Annotated in this window: 15 protein-coding genes; 7 read left to right on the forward strand and 8 right to left on the reverse strand. The window is 40.9% G+C overall.

Annotated elements, in window-relative coordinates:
* The 6 genes from E0409_RS01330 to E0409_RS01355 all read left to right on the forward strand — a co-directional run bounded on the left by E0409_RS01330 (window position 1) and on the right by E0409_RS01355 (window position 6,349).
* Window positions 1-1,209, forward strand: coding sequence for a hypothetical protein (locus tag E0409_RS01330; RefSeq protein ID WP_131286819.1), 1,209 nt, complete (start codon window positions 1-3; stop codon window positions 1,207-1,209).
* A 305-nt stretch (window positions 1,210-1,514) separates the two neighbouring features.
* The gene (locus E0409_RS01335; RefSeq protein WP_131286821.1) at window positions 1,515-2,000 is read left to right on the forward strand and encodes an NUDIX hydrolase; all 486 of its coding nucleotides are present in this window, start codon (window positions 1,515-1,517) and stop codon (window positions 1,998-2,000) included.
* Between the two features lie 4 nt (window positions 2,001-2,004).
* Complete coding sequence (gene mnmA, locus E0409_RS01340) at window positions 2,005-3,138, forward strand: tRNA 2-thiouridine(34) synthase MnmA (RefSeq protein WP_131286823.1); 1,134 nt, start codon at window positions 2,005-2,007, stop codon at window positions 3,136-3,138.
* Between the two features lie 15 nt (window positions 3,139-3,153).
* Entirely contained in the window at window positions 3,154-3,885 is a 732-nt protein-coding gene (hflD, locus tag E0409_RS01345) for a high frequency lysogenization protein HflD (protein ID WP_131286826.1), read from the forward strand.
* A 319-nt stretch (window positions 3,886-4,204) separates the two neighbouring features.
* Window positions 4,205-5,593 carry an adenylosuccinate lyase gene (purB, locus tag E0409_RS01350; protein ID WP_131286828.1) on the forward strand — a complete coding sequence of 463 codons (1,389 nt, stop codon included), beginning with the start codon at window positions 4,205-4,207 and terminating at the stop codon, window positions 5,591-5,593.
* Between the two features lie 81 nt (window positions 5,594-5,674).
* Window positions 5,675-6,349: a DUF2238 domain-containing protein gene (locus tag E0409_RS01355; protein WP_131286829.1), complete on the forward strand. Its 675-nt coding sequence runs from the start codon at window positions 5,675-5,677 to the stop codon at window positions 6,347-6,349.
* On the opposite strand, the gene E0409_RS01360 is transcribed toward E0409_RS01355, so the two are convergent.
* The 6 genes from E0409_RS01360 to E0409_RS01385 all read right to left on the reverse strand — a co-directional run bounded on the left by E0409_RS01360 (window position 6,305) and on the right by E0409_RS01385 (window position 13,154).
* Window positions 6,305-6,922, reverse strand: coding sequence for a cytochrome b/b6 domain-containing protein (locus tag E0409_RS01360; RefSeq protein WP_131286831.1), 618 nt, complete (start codon window positions 6,920-6,922; stop codon window positions 6,305-6,307). The two genes, E0409_RS01355 and E0409_RS01360, sit on opposite strands and share 45 nt — an antisense overlap.
* A gap of 126 nt (window positions 6,923-7,048) precedes the next feature.
* Window positions 7,049-8,011 carry a protease SohB gene (gene sohB, locus E0409_RS01365; RefSeq protein WP_131286833.1) on the reverse strand — a complete coding sequence of 321 codons (963 nt, stop codon included), beginning with the start codon at window positions 8,009-8,011 and terminating at the stop codon, window positions 7,049-7,051.
* 307 nt (window positions 8,012-8,318) lie between these two features.
* Window positions 8,319-9,245, reverse strand: a complete 927-nt coding sequence (gene pstB, locus E0409_RS01370; protein ID WP_131286835.1) for a phosphate ABC transporter ATP-binding protein PstB — start codon at window positions 9,243-9,245, stop codon at window positions 8,319-8,321.
* A gap of 13 nt (window positions 9,246-9,258) precedes the next feature.
* Window positions 9,259-10,650, reverse strand: a complete 1,392-nt coding sequence (gene pstA / locus E0409_RS01375; protein WP_131286837.1) for a phosphate ABC transporter permease PstA — start codon at window positions 10,648-10,650, stop codon at window positions 9,259-9,261.
* Complete coding sequence (gene pstC / locus E0409_RS01380; RefSeq protein WP_131286839.1) at window positions 10,647-12,026, reverse strand: phosphate ABC transporter permease subunit PstC; 1,380 nt, start codon at window positions 12,024-12,026, stop codon at window positions 10,647-10,649. Before pstC ends, pstA begins: the two co-directional genes overlap by 4 nt.
* Before the next feature lie 102 nt (window positions 12,027-12,128).
* Window positions 12,129-13,154 (reverse strand): substrate-binding domain-containing protein, encoded by a 1,026-nt coding sequence (locus E0409_RS01385; RefSeq protein ID WP_131286841.1) that lies wholly within the window; start codon window positions 13,152-13,154, stop codon window positions 12,129-12,131.
* Between the two features lie 608 nt (window positions 13,155-13,762).
* Between E0409_RS01385 and E0409_RS01390 the strand changes: the two genes are divergently transcribed.
* The gene (locus E0409_RS01390; protein WP_131286843.1) at window positions 13,763-14,815 is read left to right on the forward strand and encodes a Rieske 2Fe-2S domain-containing protein; all 1,053 of its coding nucleotides are present in this window, start codon (window positions 13,763-13,765) and stop codon (window positions 14,813-14,815) included.
* Between the two features lie 246 nt (window positions 14,816-15,061).
* On the opposite strand, the gene E0409_RS01395 is transcribed toward E0409_RS01390, so the two are convergent.
* Window positions 15,062-16,594 (reverse strand): pyridoxal phosphate-dependent decarboxylase family protein, encoded by a 1,533-nt coding sequence (locus E0409_RS01395; RefSeq protein WP_131286845.1) that lies wholly within the window; start codon window positions 16,592-16,594, stop codon window positions 15,062-15,064.
* Window positions 16,595-16,597: 3 nt separating this feature from the next.
* Window positions 16,598-17,971 (reverse strand): diaminobutyrate--2-oxoglutarate transaminase, encoded by a 1,374-nt coding sequence (locus tag E0409_RS01400; protein ID WP_131286847.1) that lies wholly within the window; start codon window positions 17,969-17,971, stop codon window positions 16,598-16,600.
* Between the last annotated feature and the right edge of the window lie 332 nt (window positions 17,972-18,303).

Here is an 18,303-nt window from a genome sequence, read left to right on the forward strand (position 1 = left end):
ATGAAGCACTATCAAGATACTCAAACAGGTCAAATATACGCATTTGAGGATGATTTCAATCCATTTATCTCAGATAATCGTAATATTCCTAAAACATTAACAGACGTAATTAAGAATAAACCAACTGATACGTCTGTTTGGTATTGGGGAGATTGGATTGAAAAATCAGATGCTCCTTTTGACTATATAGAGCCGATTTCTAGTGTGCCATCATATAACCCTGCTTGGATGGTTCATTTAAGACCTTATTCAGCAATAGTTAACGATAGCAAAAAACAAATAAGTCTCTCATTAGAACAAATTAATGAAAATTCTTATGTTGGAATGGAATTATCAGAAGTAGTAGGAATACTCCCTTTAGGAATTAATGAAGGGTTGGATGCATTGGTAAGCTACGATGGAGCAATAGCAATTCCCCAGTGCAATTCTTTTTCAACAAGATCTGAAGGAATTGCCAAATTAAATGAAATCCTATGTTCCTTATTATTAGGTGGGATACACGCTGAAGTTTTGCATTCACATGAACTGGAGATAGGATCACTATATGAAAAAACCACTCTGTTTTCTTATACTCCATCTCTTCATACTAGATTAAGATTAAATTGGGCATCTATAACTGAACGACTTGAACCTCTAATGTCCCCTAGAGTTTTGAGTTTTGGAAATATAGAAAAATCTTTTTTTGAAGGGCAGGATGTCATTAAATCTCTTACTAGATTTACGCCTTTTTTTCTTATAAATGGTTATACATCTTTAATTAATCAAAACAATAACGATGCGCTTAACAATCTGTGGATAGTTGTAGAGCAACTCACAGAGATTTTATGGATAAATATATATAAAAAACAAAAATTTAAATATCCATTAAGAGTACAAAAATGTCATACTAATCTAAAGGGTGCTATAAATCGAAAATCAATTCATGCTAAACATAAGCTTTTGAGGCTATCTAAAATTATTACAAGGGATACTTATAAAATATTAGATCGTGCACGTGATACTCGTAATGACTTAGCACATAGAGGGCTTCAAGCAGACCGAAAAGTAATAATTGAACTATGGGATACCTTATCGGAACTATTTGAAATTGCTACTTCTCGTGAAAATCTAGGTATCCGAGCATTAAAAGTAGGAGGAGAGATTAATTGGGATATTCCTAGTAGTACTAACTTTAATGAGTGGCAAGAATTAGCCATTTCAATGAAATAGCACTCATTAATAAAATTCAGTTTATCTAAAATTAATTTCTAAACTGACTCACTTAGATCATTTTAAACATTTCTAGCATTTCTAGCATTTCTAGCATTTCTAGCATTTCTAGCATTTCTAGCATTTCTAGCATTTCTAGCATTTCTAGCATTTCTAGCATTTCATGCTTACAATTTAAGCAATGCTCTATAGGATTAATTATTTAAAATTAATAAATTCTTGAGTGATTAAAGAAATCCCCTCCCAACATAGCCACCGCCCCCTAAATTTTGTAGAATAGCCATTTTATTCCTTGGTGCTTTTCAATGACCGCTTGGACTGCTCACGTTACGGTTGCTACTGTCGTCGAAAAAGACGGAAAATTTCTGTTTGTTGAAGAACATACGGAAGGCGTAACACATACCGTGTTCAATCAGCCTGCAGGTCATGTCGAATGTGGCGAAACCATTATCGATGCTGCCATTCGCGAAACCATGGAAGAAACCGGACATACAGTGAGTATTGAATCACTACTTGGTATTTATACCTATACCCCACCGATGTTTCCAGATCGCACCTATTTCCGTTTCTGCTTTTTAGCAAAATCGATTGCGCATGATGAACATGCAACATTAGATACAGGAATCATTGGCGCAGTCTGGATGACTTTGGATGAACTGAAAGAATCGGCACGTGCGCGTAGCCCCTTGGTAATTAAAGCCATTGAAGATGCTCTTTCAGGCAAAAAATACCCTTTATCGCTCATTTACGAGCACCAAAATTCTCCCTTAATTTCAACTTTGGATGCTTAATCCTATGCAACAACGTGTCATCGTCGGTATGTCTGGTGGTGTAGATTCTTCTGTTTCTGCAGCACTTCTTCTTCAACAAGGATATCAAGTTGAAGGACTTTTCATGAAAAACTGGGAAGAAGATGACGGCACGGAATATTGCACGGCAATGGAAGACCTTGCCGATGCGCAAGCCGTTTGCGACAAAATTGGCATCAAACTGCATACCGCCAACTTTGCCATGGAATATTGGGATCGTGTTTTTGAGCATTTTCTGGCGGAATATGCGTCTGGTCGCACACCGAATCCAGATATCTTATGTAATAAAGAAATCAAATTCCGTGCCTTTCTAGACCATGCGATTAATCTGGGTGCAGATTTTATTGCTACTGGTCATTACTGCCGTCGTGGTGAAACCATGACCAATTCGCGCGGTGAAGAATACGCGCCTTTATTACGCGGCTTTGACCAAAACAAAGATCAAACTTATTTCTTACATGCTGTACATGGTCGTGAAATTAACAAGACTTTGTTCCCTGTGGGCGAAATTGAAAAACCGGAAGTTCGTCGTATTGCTGAAGAACTGGGTCTTGCAACAGCGAAGAAAAAAGATTCAACCGGCATTTGCTTTATTGGCGAACGCCGTTTTAATGACTTTTTAAAACAGTATTTACCTGCCCAAGCTGGAAAAATTCTATTAGATACCGGTAAAGAGGTTGGTGAACATCACGGCTTAATGTACTATACGCTCGGTCAACGTGGCGGCATCGGCTTGGGTGGTCTTAAAGGCGAATCTGAAGGTGCATGGTTTGTTCTGTATAAAGATATTGAAAATAACCGCCTCGTCATTGGTCAGGGTCATGAGCATCCACTGATGCAAAGTACTATACTTTGGAGTGAAGCGATTGACTGGGTCGCGGGTGAACAAGAGATTCCAGAGACTGGTTTCCGTTGCACTGCGAAAACGCGTTATCGCCAACCCGATCAAGACTGTGTTATTTATAAAGATGCCGATATGCCAAATGGTGTACGCGTTGAATTTGACGAACCGCAACGTGCGGTGACTCCAGGACAAAGTGTAGTGTTCTACGCAGATGAAGTTTGTTTAGGTGGTGGTGTGATTCATCATACCAATGCGCCAAAACCTGATTTTATTTAAAAGGAAGCGATAGGCATGGCTGAGTTACCCTTTCAACAGCCTCAAACTTTGAATGTACGCCAAAACCGTGCTTTGGCGTTGGCAGCTGTGTTTCAATCGACACAGCTGACCCATATGACCGCCATGTCTGGACAGCAGAGTATTGGTGAAAGCGGTAGCTTCTATCTAGAGCAACTCATTAAAGCCAGCCTGAATATCCGCCCTACCGCCAATGAATCCTGCCAAACCTTAGATTTTTTTAATCAACTTGCCGATATTTCCCTCGGTTTAAAGACTTTAGAAAATAGTATTAACCAACCATTCAACCCATCTCCCAAATCTCGTTTACCTAAATTATCTAGCGCCAAGTTGCCGATGAGCTATGCAATGGCGCTATTACAGTTAGAGAAAAAAGTTTATAGCAATCCAAAATTTGTGGAAATTATTGAAAAGTCACAACAAAAAATATTAAAGCAACTTTCATTTTTTGATAATAATTATTTACATCCCAGTATTATTGCCAATCTTGCTCAAACCTATGTCGAAACTGCAGGACAAATTAATCCGCGCATTATGGTCAAAGGCAACGCCCAAGCGTTTAAAGATACTTCTCATACCAACCGTATTCGCGCTTCCCTGTTTACTGGCCTACAACTGGCGCACTTATGGCGCCAAATGGGTGGCAGTTCATGGGGCATGATTTTCAGTAAGCGCAAGCTGCTTCAAGATATTCAAGATCTTGCCCGTTTACAGTATCAGGTGGTTTAACTGATGCTGCGCGGGCTTTGTTTTACATAGGGATCGTATATGCTGCAAAAATGATTGCGACAATGAATATTTTTTAATGATGCGAGGCATGATTTGTAAAACTTAGTTGTTCTAAGTGAGCAAAGCATAATGAAGTAGCATAAAAAACACTCTTGTCCCGAAGGGTTGAAATTAAAACAATTTCGAACTGCATTACGAAGTTTAAAAATAGTCTCGCTATTCTTTGCATTTCGTGCCTTGTTTGCTCAGTTTTAATTTTCAATGCAACACATTTTTGAAACGTATTCGGCCCCTCAATTCCAAAGTTTAAGGAATCGCTATGAACGCTTTAACCGCACTTTCTCCATTAGATGGACGCTACGCGAGCAAATGTGATGCTCTCCGTCCTTTCCTCTCTGAGTTTGGTTTAATCCATGCTCGTGTGACCGTTGAAGTGCGCTGGTTACAAGCGCTTGCAAACCGTCCTGAAATCACTGAAGTTCCTGCTTTTTCAGCAGCAACTAATGCTGCTCTAGATGCAATTGTGGCTGATTTCTCTGAAGATGATGCAAACCGCATTAAAGACATTGAACGTACCACCAACCACGATGTGAAAGCGGTTGAATACTTTCTTAAAGAAAAAATTGCCCACATTGATGAATTGAAAGATGCCGGTGAATTCATTCACTTTGCATGTACTTCTGAAGACATCAACAACTTGTCTCACGCCTTAATGTTAAAAAATGGTCGTGATGTTCTGGTTGCTTTTATGCAAAGCATTATCGACGCAATTGCAACTTTGGCTGAAACTCACGCTGAACAACCAATGTTGTCTCGTACGCATGGTCAAACTGCAAGCCCAACCACTTTGGGTAAAGAAATGGCAAACGTGGCTTACCGCCTTGCACGCCAAATCAAACAATTTAACCATGTTGAATTGCTCGGTAAAATCAATGGTGCTGTAGGTAACTACAATGCGCATTATTCAGCATATCCAGACATTAACTGGCCTGCACATTCACAAGCTTTTGTTGAATCTTTAGGTTTGGCGTTCAACCCGTACACCACGCAAATCGAACCACATGATTACATGGCGGAACTTTTTGATGCATTACGTCGTTTTAACACGATTTTGATCGACTTTAACCGTGACGTTTGGGGTTATATCTCTTTAGGTTTCTTCAAACAACGTTTGAAAGAAGGTGAAGTTGGTTCTTCGACTATGCCGCACAAAGTCAACCCAATTGACTTCGAAAACTCTGAAGGTAACTTGGGCTTGGCTAATGCTGTATTGGCTCACTTGGGTGAAAAACTTCCGATTTCTCGCTGGCAACGTGACTTAACTGACTCTACTGTTCTTCGTAACATGGGTGTTGGTTTTGCGCAAAGCTTGATTGCTTTTGAAGCTTGCTTAAAAGGTATTGGCAAATTAGAGCTAAACGCTGCGCGTATTGCTGAAGATTTAGACCATGCTCAAGAAGTATTGGCTGAACCAATTCAAACCGTTATGCGTCGTTACAACGTAGAAAAACCATACGAAAAATTAAAAGCCCTGACTCGTGGTCAAGCAATGACTCGCGAAATGATGGTGAACTTCGTCAATGGTAATGAACTTGAAGCTGTTCCTGCGGCGGATCGTGCACGTTTGGCTGAGATGACACCTGCAACGTATACAGGTAATGCAGCTGAGCAAGCGAAACAAATTAAAGAGTTAATCGCTAAAATCTAATTAAATTTTAGTCAGAAAAAGCGAAGCTTCGGCTTCGCTTTTTTATTATAATTCCACTACTTTATAGTCGAAAACAATAAGATGATTGAATACCAACTCACCTTAAAACACTGGCTTGGTTTAGGTTTTATAACCATTGCCATAGTGATCGCAAGTATTCGTCCTTTAGAATTTGAAGCCTATATCCTGCATCAGCTCGGCACAATCTTTATGCTCGCTGCCTTATTGTTTACCCAAAAGAAAATTGGCCTGAGTTTTTACAGTTTTGCGCTCTATCTTATTTTTTTACTGATTCATATTGTGGGAGCACATTACCTATATTCCTATGTGCCCTATAACGAATGGCTAATTCAGCTGTTCAGTTTTGACCTCAATCAATCGATGGGCTGGTCACGCAATATGTATGACCGTTTAGTGCACCTTGCCTGTGGTGTACTGCTCTACCCCGTGCTACTGCGACTGTTTCATGTATGGCTGCCTGAGGCTAAACCCTTCACGCTGTTTTTATTGGTGGTCCAGTTTATCATGGCCACCAGTTTAATTTATGAATGGCTTGAATGGCTGATTGCAATTGGTTTATCGCCTGAAGATGCGGAAAACTACAATGGCCAGCAGGGCGATGTCTGGGATGCACATATGGATATGCTGCTTGCAACACTTGGGGCTGCAAGCTACAGTCTGCTTCACCTGTGCTGGTGTCGGTATAAAAGCCTAGCTAAAGTACCACAACCAGAAAGCGACCAACACGCCCAGTGACAGAATTAAAGTAAACAGGGTGAACCATGAATGCGATTCTGCCCCCCAAAACATACGTTTTGCCAGCCATTTTTTAAGCAGAACACTATTCAGTGTCAGTGCTGCCAAGTGTAGCAAGACACTCGCTAAAAACAGATTGGCGAATAGCTCATGCACTTCTTTTAAACTGTGGCTCTGCGTATAGTCGGTTAAAAATCCTGCCAGCACAGTTAAGGGCAACAGGCAAAAAACACCCAGTATGCTCAGCTGAAACAGGTTGGAACTGGCTGCTTTTAAAAATGATGGGGAAAGCCATTGCTGCGGCTGTGCCCAATAGCGCTGTACAAATGGCTTGATCACATGAAATCGTCGGCTTAGCCCTGAAGGCTGAGTATGAGCCAGTCGAGGTGCAAAAAACTGCCATAAAATTCTTAAGATCAGGCTAATACCGAGTGTATAGCCAAATGCCATATGTACTTGATGCCATTCCTCTGCATCCCCCGTGAGATAAGCCCCAGTAAAGCTCAAAATAATGATGATATGCAAAAATCGAATCAGTAAATCTGTAGAAGATATTGTTGTGTTCTGAGCCATAAAAAACCTTGGTTGACTGTATTTTAGTCGCAGCATAGCAGCTCAAGCTGAGCTGAATATTAAGATACAGTCAAAAAAAATGGCGCTCATTAGAGCGCCATTTTAAAATCAGAAGATCACTTTAAATTAAAGCTTTGGATCACGCAGTTGAATGACATTCGCACTCGCTTTTGACAACGTTTCCATCACTTTATTCATCACTGCAGGCACCAAACCATCTGCCATTTGTGCAGCTTGCAAGCCCAACTTTTCACCTAAAGTTGGTTTACGACGCATATCAAGCACATACACATCATGCTGTGCCAATAAACCCAGCAGATATTCATCTGAGGTTTGCAGTTTATCGACCAAGTTTAATTCAAGCGCATCTTTTCCATACCAATGCTCACCTGTTGCGACTTTTTCAACATTCAGTTGTGGGCGGTATTTTTCAACAAAGTGCTTGAACAACTCATGGGTTTGTTGCAATTCTTCTTCAAATTTCGCTTTACCTTCAGCGGTATTTTCGCCAAACATGGTTACGGTACGTTTAAACTCACCTGCGGTATAAAGCTCAAAATCGATATGCTTGTCTTTCAATAAACGGTTGAAGTTTGGCACTTGAGCAACCACACCAATTGAACCCACAACGGCAAATGGCGCAGAAACAATTTCGTTGGCAATACATGCCATCATATAACCGCCACTTGCTGCAACCTTGTCGACGCAAATCGTCAGGTTAAAACCGGCATCACGCAGACGTACCAGTTGTGCAGCTGCTAGACCGTAGCCATGCACCATACCACCCGGACTTTCCAGGCGAACAACCACACGGTCACGCCCCGCTTTTGCTGTCGCTAAAATAAGCGTAATTTCTTCACGTAAACTTTCTACTGCAGATGCAGCGGTATCACCCTTAAAATCGAGTACATAAATTTTTTGATTATTCTTTTTACGTAACTTGGCTTCTTTTGAAAGCTGTTGAGTGAGTTGCAAGAGTTCAAATTTAGATGCTGTGGCTTGCGCAATTTTTTTACGTTGTTCATTTACGCGCGCATTTAAATGGCTGATTCGAATTTCAGCCGGTAATTTGGGGTTATGGAATAACATATAAAATGATTTCTCTAATTGTATCTTCTGTTGTCTTTAACATGAGGTCAAAACATTGAAAATTCAATATGAATTTTATAAATCATCCAATTGCAGAGATTCTTTTCCTTTAAGAACTTTATACAGCAAGACATTTTCTTAGCATAAAAACACATGCCTAAAGATAATCATCGAATAAAAAATAAAGATTAAATAATGACTAGTTGAACAAGTTGCATTTCGTTTTTAGACAAAAATATTTGATCAAAAAATTGATGATTCAATAAAAAAAAGAGCCTTTCGGCTCTTTTTCAATACAGTCATTTGATTAACCAAAACGACCAGTAATATAAGCTTCAGTCAACTGATGATCTGGCTGAGTGAAGACTTTTTCAGTCGAGTTCACTTCAATCAAATCCCCTAGATGGAAGTAAGCGGTACGGTCAGAAACACGCGCAGCCTGTTGCATCGAATGCGTCACAATGGCAATGGTATATTGCGTAGAAAGCTCTGAAATGAGTTCTTCGATTTTTGCCGTTGCAATTGGATCCAGTGCTGAACATGGTTCGTCCATCAAAATCACTTCTGGGCTCACCGCGATAGTACGTGCAATACATAAACGCTGTTGCTGACCACCTGAAAGACCTGTGCCCGGTTGGTTTAAACGGTCTTTGACTTCATCCCAAAGACCAGCTTTGTGCAAGCTGTTTTCAACAATTTCTTCAAGATCGTATTTGTCACGTGCCAAACCGTGAAGTTTTGGACCATAAGCCACGTTATCAAAAATTGATTTCGGGAAAGGATTTGGTTTTTGGAACACCATGCCGACTTGAGCACGAAGTAATACCACGTCCAGGTTTGGATCATAGATATCCTGATTATCCAGCATCACTTTACCCGTCACGCGACACGAATCAATGGTGTCATTCATACGGTTTAAAGTACGTAGAAAAGTCGATTTACCACAACCGGATGGACCAATAAAAGCAATCACTTCATTTTCGTAGATATTGATATCAATACCTTTAATGGCTTCTGCTTGATCATAGTAAACGTGGACATCCGAAGTGCTTATTTTAACATTGGATGTTTGGTTTTCTTTTTTAGCCGAAGGATGGGTATCAAATTGCGAAACAAATGAAGTGCCTTGACGTTTGTTATCTACTTCGGGTGAGGTAAATTGTTTCTGATCTTGATTCACGGATTCATCCTGCTCTAAGGAATTTGTTTTTGACATCGCTGTTACAGTATTCATATATTGCCCTTTCCTACCAGCGTACTTCAAATTTCTTACGTAACCAGATTGCCAGACTATTTAAGCCCACCATCAGTGCAAGTAAGACAATAATTGCAGCAGCAGTACGTCCTTCGAAGAAATTACGTAATTCATTGCCCTGCCATAAGAAAATTTGTACCGGTAGTGCTGTTGATTGATCGAGTGGTGAAGCCGGAATACTCGCAACAAAGGCACTCATACCAATCAGGAGTAGCGGTGCTGTTTCACCTAAGGCTTGTGCCACACCAATAATCGCACCGGTTAAGATACCCGGTATTGCAAGTGGCAATACATGGTGAAATACCGTTTGTACACGAGAAGCACCCAAGCCCAATGCCGCCTGACGAATCGATGGCGGTACAGCTTTAAGCGATGCACGCGTGGTGATAATCACAGTCGGCAATGTCATCAGACTGAGTACCAGACCACCGACCAAAGGCGCAGAAATCGGTAACTGCATCCAGCCAATAAAAATAGCAGCACCCAACAGACCAAATACGATGGATGGTACGGCTGCAAGGTTATTGATATTTACTTCCACGACATCGGTAATGAAATTTTTCGGTGCAAATTCTTCCAGATAAATGGCAGATGCCACACCAATTGGAATCGAGATAAAAATCACGATCAGCATCATGAACAATGAGCCCATGAATGCGCCGGCCAAACCAGAAGTTGCAGGAGAACTACGCGAGTCTGGATTGGTAAAAATATTGGTATTAAAGGTATTTTCAAGCACACCTTTGGCTTTTAAATCATCGGCGAGCTGGCGAATTTCCGGGCTTAATTGCTGCTGGTCATCAGGTAATGAACGATCAATATTTCCTGCTAACCATACATCGACATTGGCATCAGCCAAAATATTTAAATCTTTCTTTTGACCAACCAATGCTGGATCTGCAAGTACCATATCACGTACACGGTAGGCTTCCGAGCTGGTATATAGGCTTGCAAGCTCATCGCGTTTAGACGCAATACTTGGGTCTTTTGCAATTAATCCGTTCACGATTAAAGCATCCCAATCAACCATCCCCATTTCAGTTTGCCAAGCGATAAAGCGCTCTTGAAAATGGGCAGGAGATTCACCTGCTTTTTTGACAGGCTTCGCGCCCACATTAATTATAGTCGGATCAAAATAGACCGGAACCGTCATACTGGTTTGCCAAAATGCCGGTAAGCCCTTTGCCAGAATACTTCCGAATAGCAGTACCACAAAAAACAGACCGGTAATGACTGCAGAGAAGCCGAATATGCGGAACATTTTTTCTTTGCGATGACGCTTTGCCAAAGAACTACTAATTCTTTGTTTACGTTTTTCGCGCAATTCAGCAGAAACGCGTGGATCACGCGCCTGATCCATGGAAGATGTATTAGAAGTACTCATTCGTATTGCTCGCGATATTTACGCACGATATACAGTGCAACGATGTTCAAACCTAAAGTAATCACAAACAAGGTTAAACCCAATGCAAATGCCACCAATGCTTGTGGGCTGGCAAAGTCGGTATCACCTGTAAGTTGATTGACGATAGTAATGGTCACGGTTGAAATCGCTTCCAACGGATTGGCATGCAGTAATGGACTATTCCCTGCCGCCAGAACCACGATCATGGTTTCCCCAATGGCACGAGAGGCTGCAAGTAAAAATGCACCAATAATGCCCGGCAAGGCTGCAGGTAACACTACCTGACGAATGGTTTCCGACTTGGTTGCACCGAGTCCCAAAGAACCATCACGTAGCGAGCGAGGCACCTGGGTAATAATGTCATCTGAAAGCGAAGATACAAACGGGATAATCATAATCCCCATCACGAAACCTGCGGTTAAGGCACTGGTGGCATTAATCTCTAGCCCAATGCTTGCTCCAAGCATTTTAAAGAATGGGCCAATAATCATTAATGCAAACACACCATAAACGATGGTCGGGATGCCGGCTAGAACTTCAATCGCCGGTTTTGCCCAAGAGCGAAAACCAGAGGATGCATATTCAGCCAAATAGATTGCAATCATCAAACCGACTGGCACTGCGACTAATAAAGCGATACCGCTGACCATCAGCGTGCCCCAAAGCAGCGGCAACAAGCCATAACTTCCTTCGGCATTTCCTGATGTACTAAAACCCGGATTCCATTCTGTACCAAAGAAGAAATCAAGTGGACTGACGAAGTTAAAGAAGCGCATAGCTTCACTAAACATCGACATCACAATACCGATGGTGGTTAAAATTGCTACACCAGAACATAAGGCTAAAGCGATATTAATGGTTTTTTCGACCTGGTTACGTGCACGATATTGTTGCGCTACACGTTTTTTTGCCAAAACCAGACCCGCTAAAGCGGCACAGATCACCACGGCCAATTTAGCAAAAGAACTAATGTTTTCAATTCTTGATAACTGTTGTGCTGCGGCAATTTCATAGGCTGCGGCTTTATCACTAACCCCAAAACCAGAGGCAATGGCCTGAACACGGTCAATCACAACTTCCATGCCAGATTGATCTAATGTTGCTGCAATATTTGCAGGTATATTATTTAAAATCACATGTCGTAAAATATTCGGTTCGACAATATTCCAAACCAGTAAAATTAAAAAAGCAGGGATACCACACCATAAAGCCACCAACGCACCGTAATATCCAGGTCGAGAGTGCAACTTCGCAGAGTTATTTCCCTTACCTGCCAGGCTACGGCTTTTAGATAACCCGATTTGATAGGCTACGGCAATCAATGCCAATAACACACCTATGAGTAGCAGATTCATGTATTCTCCGGCATTTTTTCAATTTTCATGCTTTGAAAAAACCTTGTCTATGCAAAAAAGCTGATGCTAGAAATTATCTAGCACCAGCTCGTTCATTTCTAATTACTTAACTGCTTTACCAGCTTTTAAAGCTGCAAGAATTTTTGCGCGTTCTTTATCAGACATTGAAATCAGACCCGCTTTTTCCAGCTTAGAACCTTTACCTGAAACTTTCTTACTTAAGAAGTATTCAGAATATTGTTGTAAACCTTTGATTGATTTAAGGTGCTCACCTTTCACGTAGAAGTACAATGGACGTGATACTGGGTAAGAACCATTCAGAATCGTTTTTTCTGATGGCACAACATTGTTTACTGTCGCTACACGTAATTTGTCACGGTTTTGATCATAGAAACCTAGACCAAATACACCTACCGCACTTGGAGAAGTTTTTAAACGTGCCAGTGTTTCAGTATAGTCGCCTGCAATTTCAATCACTTTGCCGTCTTTACGGAAAGTAGAACATGCTTTCTTCTGTGCATCTTTATCTAAATTTTTGAAATATGCGTAAGATTCACAACCTGCTTCAACCATTTTTTCTTGGAACACTTCACGTGTACCGTGGTTAGATGCTGGAATTACCAATGTAATTGGTTCATTTGGAAGTGCTTTATCAATTTGGTTCCAACGTGTATACGGGTTTGCAACCAATTTACCATTTGAAGGTAATTCTGCTGCAAGCGCTGCAAATACATGTTGTGGGCGTAATTTATAAGACGCTTTCTTTGAATTAGATGCAAATACAATACCGTCATAACCCACTTTAATTTCAATCACTTGATTCACGCCTGCTTTTTTACATGCAGCTAATTCAGAATCTTTAATTTTACGAGATGCATTGGCGATGTCGATGGTGTTATCACCCACGCCTTGACAGAATTGCTTCAAACCGCCAGATGTACCACCAGAACCTACAACAGGTGTTTTAAACTGTGGAAAAGTGTTACCAAATTCTTCTGCTACAATACTTGCGTAAGGTAGAACAGTTGAAGAACCAGCGATCTGGATGGTGTCACGAGCTGCATTTGCTGTGGTTGCTACAGCTGCCCCTGAAACTACTAAAGCAAGTGCGATGTGATTTAAGCGCATTCTCTTCTCTCTTCATTAGATGCAATTTTGAAGTACGCTACTTTTTTATAAAGTTTTGTACTTTTTCGATAGCTGCATTTTGATTTTATAATATGACAAAGAAGTTACAGCTATGTGACGTTTTAATGATAATTGGAAAAGCTTTTTTTTTATAATTATAAATTTATATAAATCAATAAATAACATCACATTTAATCGGATGATTTTTTTATTTTTGCAGCATTACAATTGTAATAATTCATTTACTGTCATCAAAAATCATTGCTTATTATTCAAGCATTGATTTATGTGTCTCATCATTTTGGTCAATTTACTTCATATCTATTTTATTTTTTGAACTTAAAAAGAGTGTCTGATTAAATTTTTACTGACAAAAAAGAAGTCTTAAAAACCTCTTTTAATAACACCCTGACCTTAGTCGATTGCTGCTGCCCATAGCCCTTACCTAAATGAAACCATGACGACTTATGTTCATTTCCCTTATTTGATTTTCAAAATTGCCTCACTGTTCTAATTTTTGCAATCACCGATCAAGTTAATTGAAATTTCATAGAATGGGGCGCTGTTTTATATTCAAACTCAAGATCAAGAAAAAAAAAGATTCCGTTATGAATAGTAAAAATATTGCCACTTTTAATCCTGATTTACCCGTACATATGACATTTCAGGAACATGACTGGCATTTATTGGCCCAACATTGGTATCCGATTGCCCTTGCCCGTGATATCTCTGATCAGCCGTTGGGAACCATGTTGCTGGATATGCCACTGGTGATTTATAAAATGAATGGTGAGTTAATTGTTGCCAAAGATGCCTGCCCTCACCGGGGTGTTCCTTTAAGCTTGGGGAAAAATGATGGTCAAGGCATAGTCTGTCGTTATCATGGTTTACGATTTGGTAGTAAGGGTCAATGCAACCGTATTCCAGCACATCCTCAACACAAGATTTCAGATCGCTTTAATCTAAAAACTTATGCTGCAGTGGAACGTTATGGTTTGATTTGGTGTTCGCTGACTGCGGCAAAAAATGCTGAACCCCATATTCCAATCATGCCCTTTTGGGATGATGCTGAATACCAGCAACTGGTTTGCCCCCAAGTAGACATTAACTGCTTTGCAGGAAGACAGCTCGAAGGCTTTATTGATGTGGCTCATTTTGCCTGGGTGCATCCAGATACTTTTGGCGATCCGGATAATGTAGAAGTTCCAGACTATACAACGACTGAAACCGATTATGGCTTTTCTGCAGATTATATCAGTGGTGTTGGACGTTATCCGATTGGACTAGATCAACGTGGTCAGCAAGATTTCAAATGGCTCAGACATTTTGAAATCAGCTTACCCTTTACCGCAACTTTAACCATTCATTTTCCCAACAATGCACGACAAGTCATTATGAATGCAGCATCTCCAATGACAGCGCGTTCGACGCGGCTATTTGCACCGATTTGCCGTAATTATGACAAAGACTTACCGGTTGAAGATGCTTACGAGTTTAATTTAAAAATTTTTGAGGAAGATCGACTTATTGTTGAAAATCAGAAACCTGAATATCTACCTTTAGATTTATCATTAGAAGCGCATTTCCCAGCAGATCGCAGTTCGAGTATGTATCGAAAACTACTGAGGGAAATGGGATTTAGTCCGCTCTTTGCAGCATAGATTTCTACGAGTATCAATCTTAAAATGATTTCAAAAAGAAGTTCTTTCAGTGCAACAAGGGATTTTTGCTACTTTCCATCCTTGAAAAGCAAGGCACCATCCAAGTAACTCAATTTAAAATTTTATTTACAATATGAGACTGTGCCGTTGCATGAATTCCTTAAATAGAGCCAAAAATCACACCCACAATAAGAAAAGGAGATCAATTGATCTCCTTTTCTCTAATACAATAAACCACTACATCGATTAGTCGATGGCAGGTTTATATGTACCGGCTTGAATTGGACCTTTGATACGATCAGCTTCTTCTAGCACTAAGCGTAAAAGATTCTTCACGTTATCTAAAGTTGCAATAGGGCTGAGTGTAGTCATCTTCAATGATTGAACATCACCCACTTTAGTTACCCCAATATTTGCTTCACCACGTGCAAACAATTCATCTGCAACGTTCTGATTTAGTGTATCCAGCAATTCTGTTGGGTAGCCTTCAGGAATCACACGGAACAATACAGAAGCAAATTGTGGATCAACCAGCATCTCTAAACCAGCAGTTGCATTGATGTAGTCAGCCACTTCGCGGGTCAACTTCACACCATGATCGATCATGGAACCATAAAGCTCTTCACCGAGTGCCTCAACCGTCATCCACAATTTCAACGCATCAAAACGACGGGTTGTTTGTAATGATTTAGACACCAAGTTTGGAACGCCATGTTCTTCATCATAAGCAGAGTTTAAGTACTCAGCTTCATAATGCATGAAACGGTAGTTCGCTTCGTCTTTGAGCAAGAACGCGCCACAAGAAATGGTTTGGAAATAATGCTTATGGAAATCAAGTGTCACAGAATCAGACAACTCGATACCATCCAGCATTGTACGGAACTCATTCGAAAGAATCAGTGCCCCACCCCATGCTGCGTCGATGTGCATCCACGCGCCATACTTGTTGGTGATGTCACGAATCGCTTTTAATGGATCGATAGCACCGGCATCGGTTGTACCTGCAGTCGCAACCACACATGCAACGATTTTGCCTTCTGCTTGTAGTTTCGCCATGATTTGCTCGAGAGCAACAACATCCATCTGTGCATTTTCGTTCACAGGAACAGCCACTACAGACTGGAAGCCCATACCCATCATCGCCATGTTCTTTTGCACAGAGAAATGCGCATTTTCAGAACAAATCACTTTAACGTTACGCATCGCGTCAGCAGGGATACCCTCACGCTGAACAGACCACGGATTACCGTTTTCGTCTTTCCAGTTTTTCGCGATACATGCATCACGAGCCAGTAGTACACCCATCAAGTTCGATTGCGTACCGCCAGAGGTAAATACACCTGCCTGACCTGCACCATAACCGACTTTTTGACGAAGCCAGTCAATGAGCTGAACTTCCATCAATGAACCGGCAGGGCTTTGATCCCATGAGTCCATAGACTGGTTGGTTGCATTAATCAACACTTCTGCAATTTGGCTCGCGACCATGGTCGGGCAATGCAAATGCGCAAGTGAATTCGGATGATGTACTTTCAAGCTTTTATTTAAGAAAAGCTCAACCATACGTTCAAGAGATTTGTGCAAGCCCATCCCTTCTTTTGAAGGATGAAATGCAATTGCACTGCGTAGCTCTTTAATGCTGCCGCCAGTGTACATTTTGTCGTTTTGCAACCATGCTGAAACGGCTTTTACCGCTTCGTCCATTGCTGACTGATAGTCAGCAATGGAACCTGCATCATTGCAGAATAACGCTTTACGGTGTTCTGCAAAATCTACCATGTATTATGCGCCTCGAGTAGCAATAAGCGCTTCAGCAATTGCTTTCTTAAAGCGAGCAATCGCTTCAACACATTCGTCATGCGTGATGATGAGTGGGCAAAGTAAACGAATCACTGTACCGTTACGACCACCTTTTTCGAGCAACAATTTGTTGTCGAAACATGCAGCTTGAATCGCAGCAGCCAATTGAGAATCACCTGGTAATGAACCCATGTGATCTGCTTGTTGGCGTTCATCCACGATTTCAACACCAATCATCAAACCACGGCCACGTACGTTACCGATACATGGGAATTCAACTGCTAATTTTTTCAATTCAGCTTGTAAGAAGTCACCACGTTCTTGTGCATTTTGCGCAAGATTTTGTTCTTTAATGGTTTTGATCGTTGCAAGACCAGTACCCATCGCCAATTGGTTACCACGGAAAGTTCCTGTGTGACCAGCAGGCTGCCAAGCATCAAACTTACGTTTAATACCCAGTACTGCAAGCGGTAAACTACCACCCACTGCTTTTGACATCACAACAACGTCAGGTTCAATTCCTGCATGTTCAAAGGCAAACATTTTGCCAGAACGTGCGAAACCGGCTTGAACTTCATCAAGAATAAGTACGATGTTGTGTTTTTCAGTCACTTCACGGATTTTCTTCAACCATTTGGTTGGCGCGGTAACCACACCACCTTCACCTTGAATTGCTTCAAGAATCACGGCTGCTGGCTTGGTTACACCACTTTCTACATCTTCAATAAAGTTTTCAAAGAAGTAAGTTAAAGCATCTACACCTACTTCACCGCCAAGACCCAATGGGCAACGGTATTCATGCGGATACGGCATAAACTGTACGCCTGGCATTAAGCCATTTACCGCATTTTTAGCAGACAAGTTACCTGTCATGGCTAAAGCGCCATGCGTCATCCCATGATAGCCACCAGAGAAGCTGATCACAGTACTACGACCTGTATAGGTTTTTGCTAATTTAATTGCTGCTTCTGTACCATCTGCACCAGACGGACCACAGAACTGTAGACAATACTCTTCTTTACCACCAGGTAATTGCTCAAGTAGTGCTTCAGTAAAAGCATCTTTTAAAGGCGTTGTTAAATCTAAAGTATGTAATGGCAAGCCACTTGCTAAAGTGTCTTGAATACTTTGGATGACCGCAGGGTGATTATGGCCTAAAGCCAATGTCCCTGCCCCAGCTAAACAATCGAGGTACTCAGTACCTTCAACATCAGTAACCCAGCAGCCTAAGGCTTTTGCTATCGCTAACGGTAATTTACGTGGATAGCTACGAACATTGGATTCCATCTGGCTTTGGCGAGTCAAATAGTATTCGTTAGTAGACTTAGGGGCAGGATTTACAGAAGAAACGCTCATATCGAATTACCATCTCTGATATGGGTTAAAAGAAATAAGTCGGGTGACTTGCGGTCTTTTGACTCGGTGCTTTATAGTTCTAGTTAGACTTCAATTTATTTGTCATAACTAGAGGGCGGATGATACCGAATTTTTCTAAAAAATAAACAACTTTCGGCACTTTATCCGTCCTAATTCATCAAAAAAAATATCAAGCTAATCTAGAGGTTGAATTATCATCTTACATTGTGACAGGGGAAAGAAAACCGCATTTTCTTATGCTTTTATTGGTAAAGTCGTGTAATAAAGTAAAACTTCTTTCAAATTAAGTTATAAGTGTATAATTTATCTTA

It is taken from the genome of Acinetobacter sp. ANC 4862 (genome assembly GCF_004336635.1).
Lineage (GTDB): Bacteria > Pseudomonadota > Gammaproteobacteria > Pseudomonadales > Moraxellaceae > Acinetobacter.

Excerpts from the sequence above, each read along its gene's own strand:
- E0409_RS01330 (WP_131286819.1), top strand. The coding sequence starts at position 1 with ATGAAGCACTATCAAGATACTCAAACAGGTCAAATATACGCATTTGAG.
- E0409_RS01335 (WP_131286821.1), top strand. The coding sequence starts at position 1,515 with ATGACCGCTTGGACTGCTCACGTTACGGTTGCTACTGTCGTCGAAAAA.
- mnmA (WP_131286823.1), top strand. The coding sequence starts at position 2,005 with ATGCAACAACGTGTCATCGTCGGTATGTCTGGTGGTGTAGATTCTTCT.
- hflD (WP_131286826.1), top strand. The coding sequence starts at position 3,154 with ATGGCTGAGTTACCCTTTCAACAGCCTCAAACTTTGAATGTACGCCAA.
- purB (WP_131286828.1), top strand. The coding sequence starts at position 4,205 with ATGAACGCTTTAACCGCACTTTCTCCATTAGATGGACGCTACGCGAGC.
- E0409_RS01355 (WP_131286829.1), top strand. The coding sequence starts at position 5,675 with ATGATTGAATACCAACTCACCTTAAAACACTGGCTTGGTTTAGGTTTT.
- E0409_RS01360 (WP_131286831.1), bottom strand. The coding sequence starts at position 6,922 with ATGGCTCAGAACACAACAATATCTTCTACAGATTTACTGATTCGATTT.
- sohB (WP_131286833.1), bottom strand. The coding sequence starts at position 8,011 with ATGTTATTCCATAACCCCAAATTACCGGCTGAAATTCGAATCAGCCAT.
- pstB (WP_131286835.1), bottom strand. The coding sequence starts at position 9,245 with ATGAATACTGTAACAGCGATGTCAAAAACAAATTCCTTAGAGCAGGAT.
- pstA (WP_131286837.1), bottom strand. The coding sequence starts at position 10,650 with ATGAGTACTTCTAATACATCTTCCATGGATCAGGCGCGTGATCCACGC.
- pstC (WP_131286839.1), bottom strand. The coding sequence starts at position 12,026 with ATGAATCTGCTACTCATAGGTGTGTTATTGGCATTGATTGCCGTAGCC.
- E0409_RS01385 (WP_131286841.1), bottom strand. The coding sequence starts at position 13,154 with ATGCGCTTAAATCACATCGCACTTGCTTTAGTAGTTTCAGGGGCAGCT.
- E0409_RS01390 (WP_131286843.1), top strand. The coding sequence starts at position 13,763 with ATGAATAGTAAAAATATTGCCACTTTTAATCCTGATTTACCCGTACAT.
- E0409_RS01395 (WP_131286845.1), bottom strand. The coding sequence starts at position 16,594 with ATGGTAGATTTTGCAGAACACCGTAAAGCGTTATTCTGCAATGATGCA.
- E0409_RS01400 (WP_131286847.1), bottom strand. The coding sequence starts at position 17,971 with ATGAGCGTTTCTTCTGTAAATCCTGCCCCTAAGTCTACTAACGAATAC.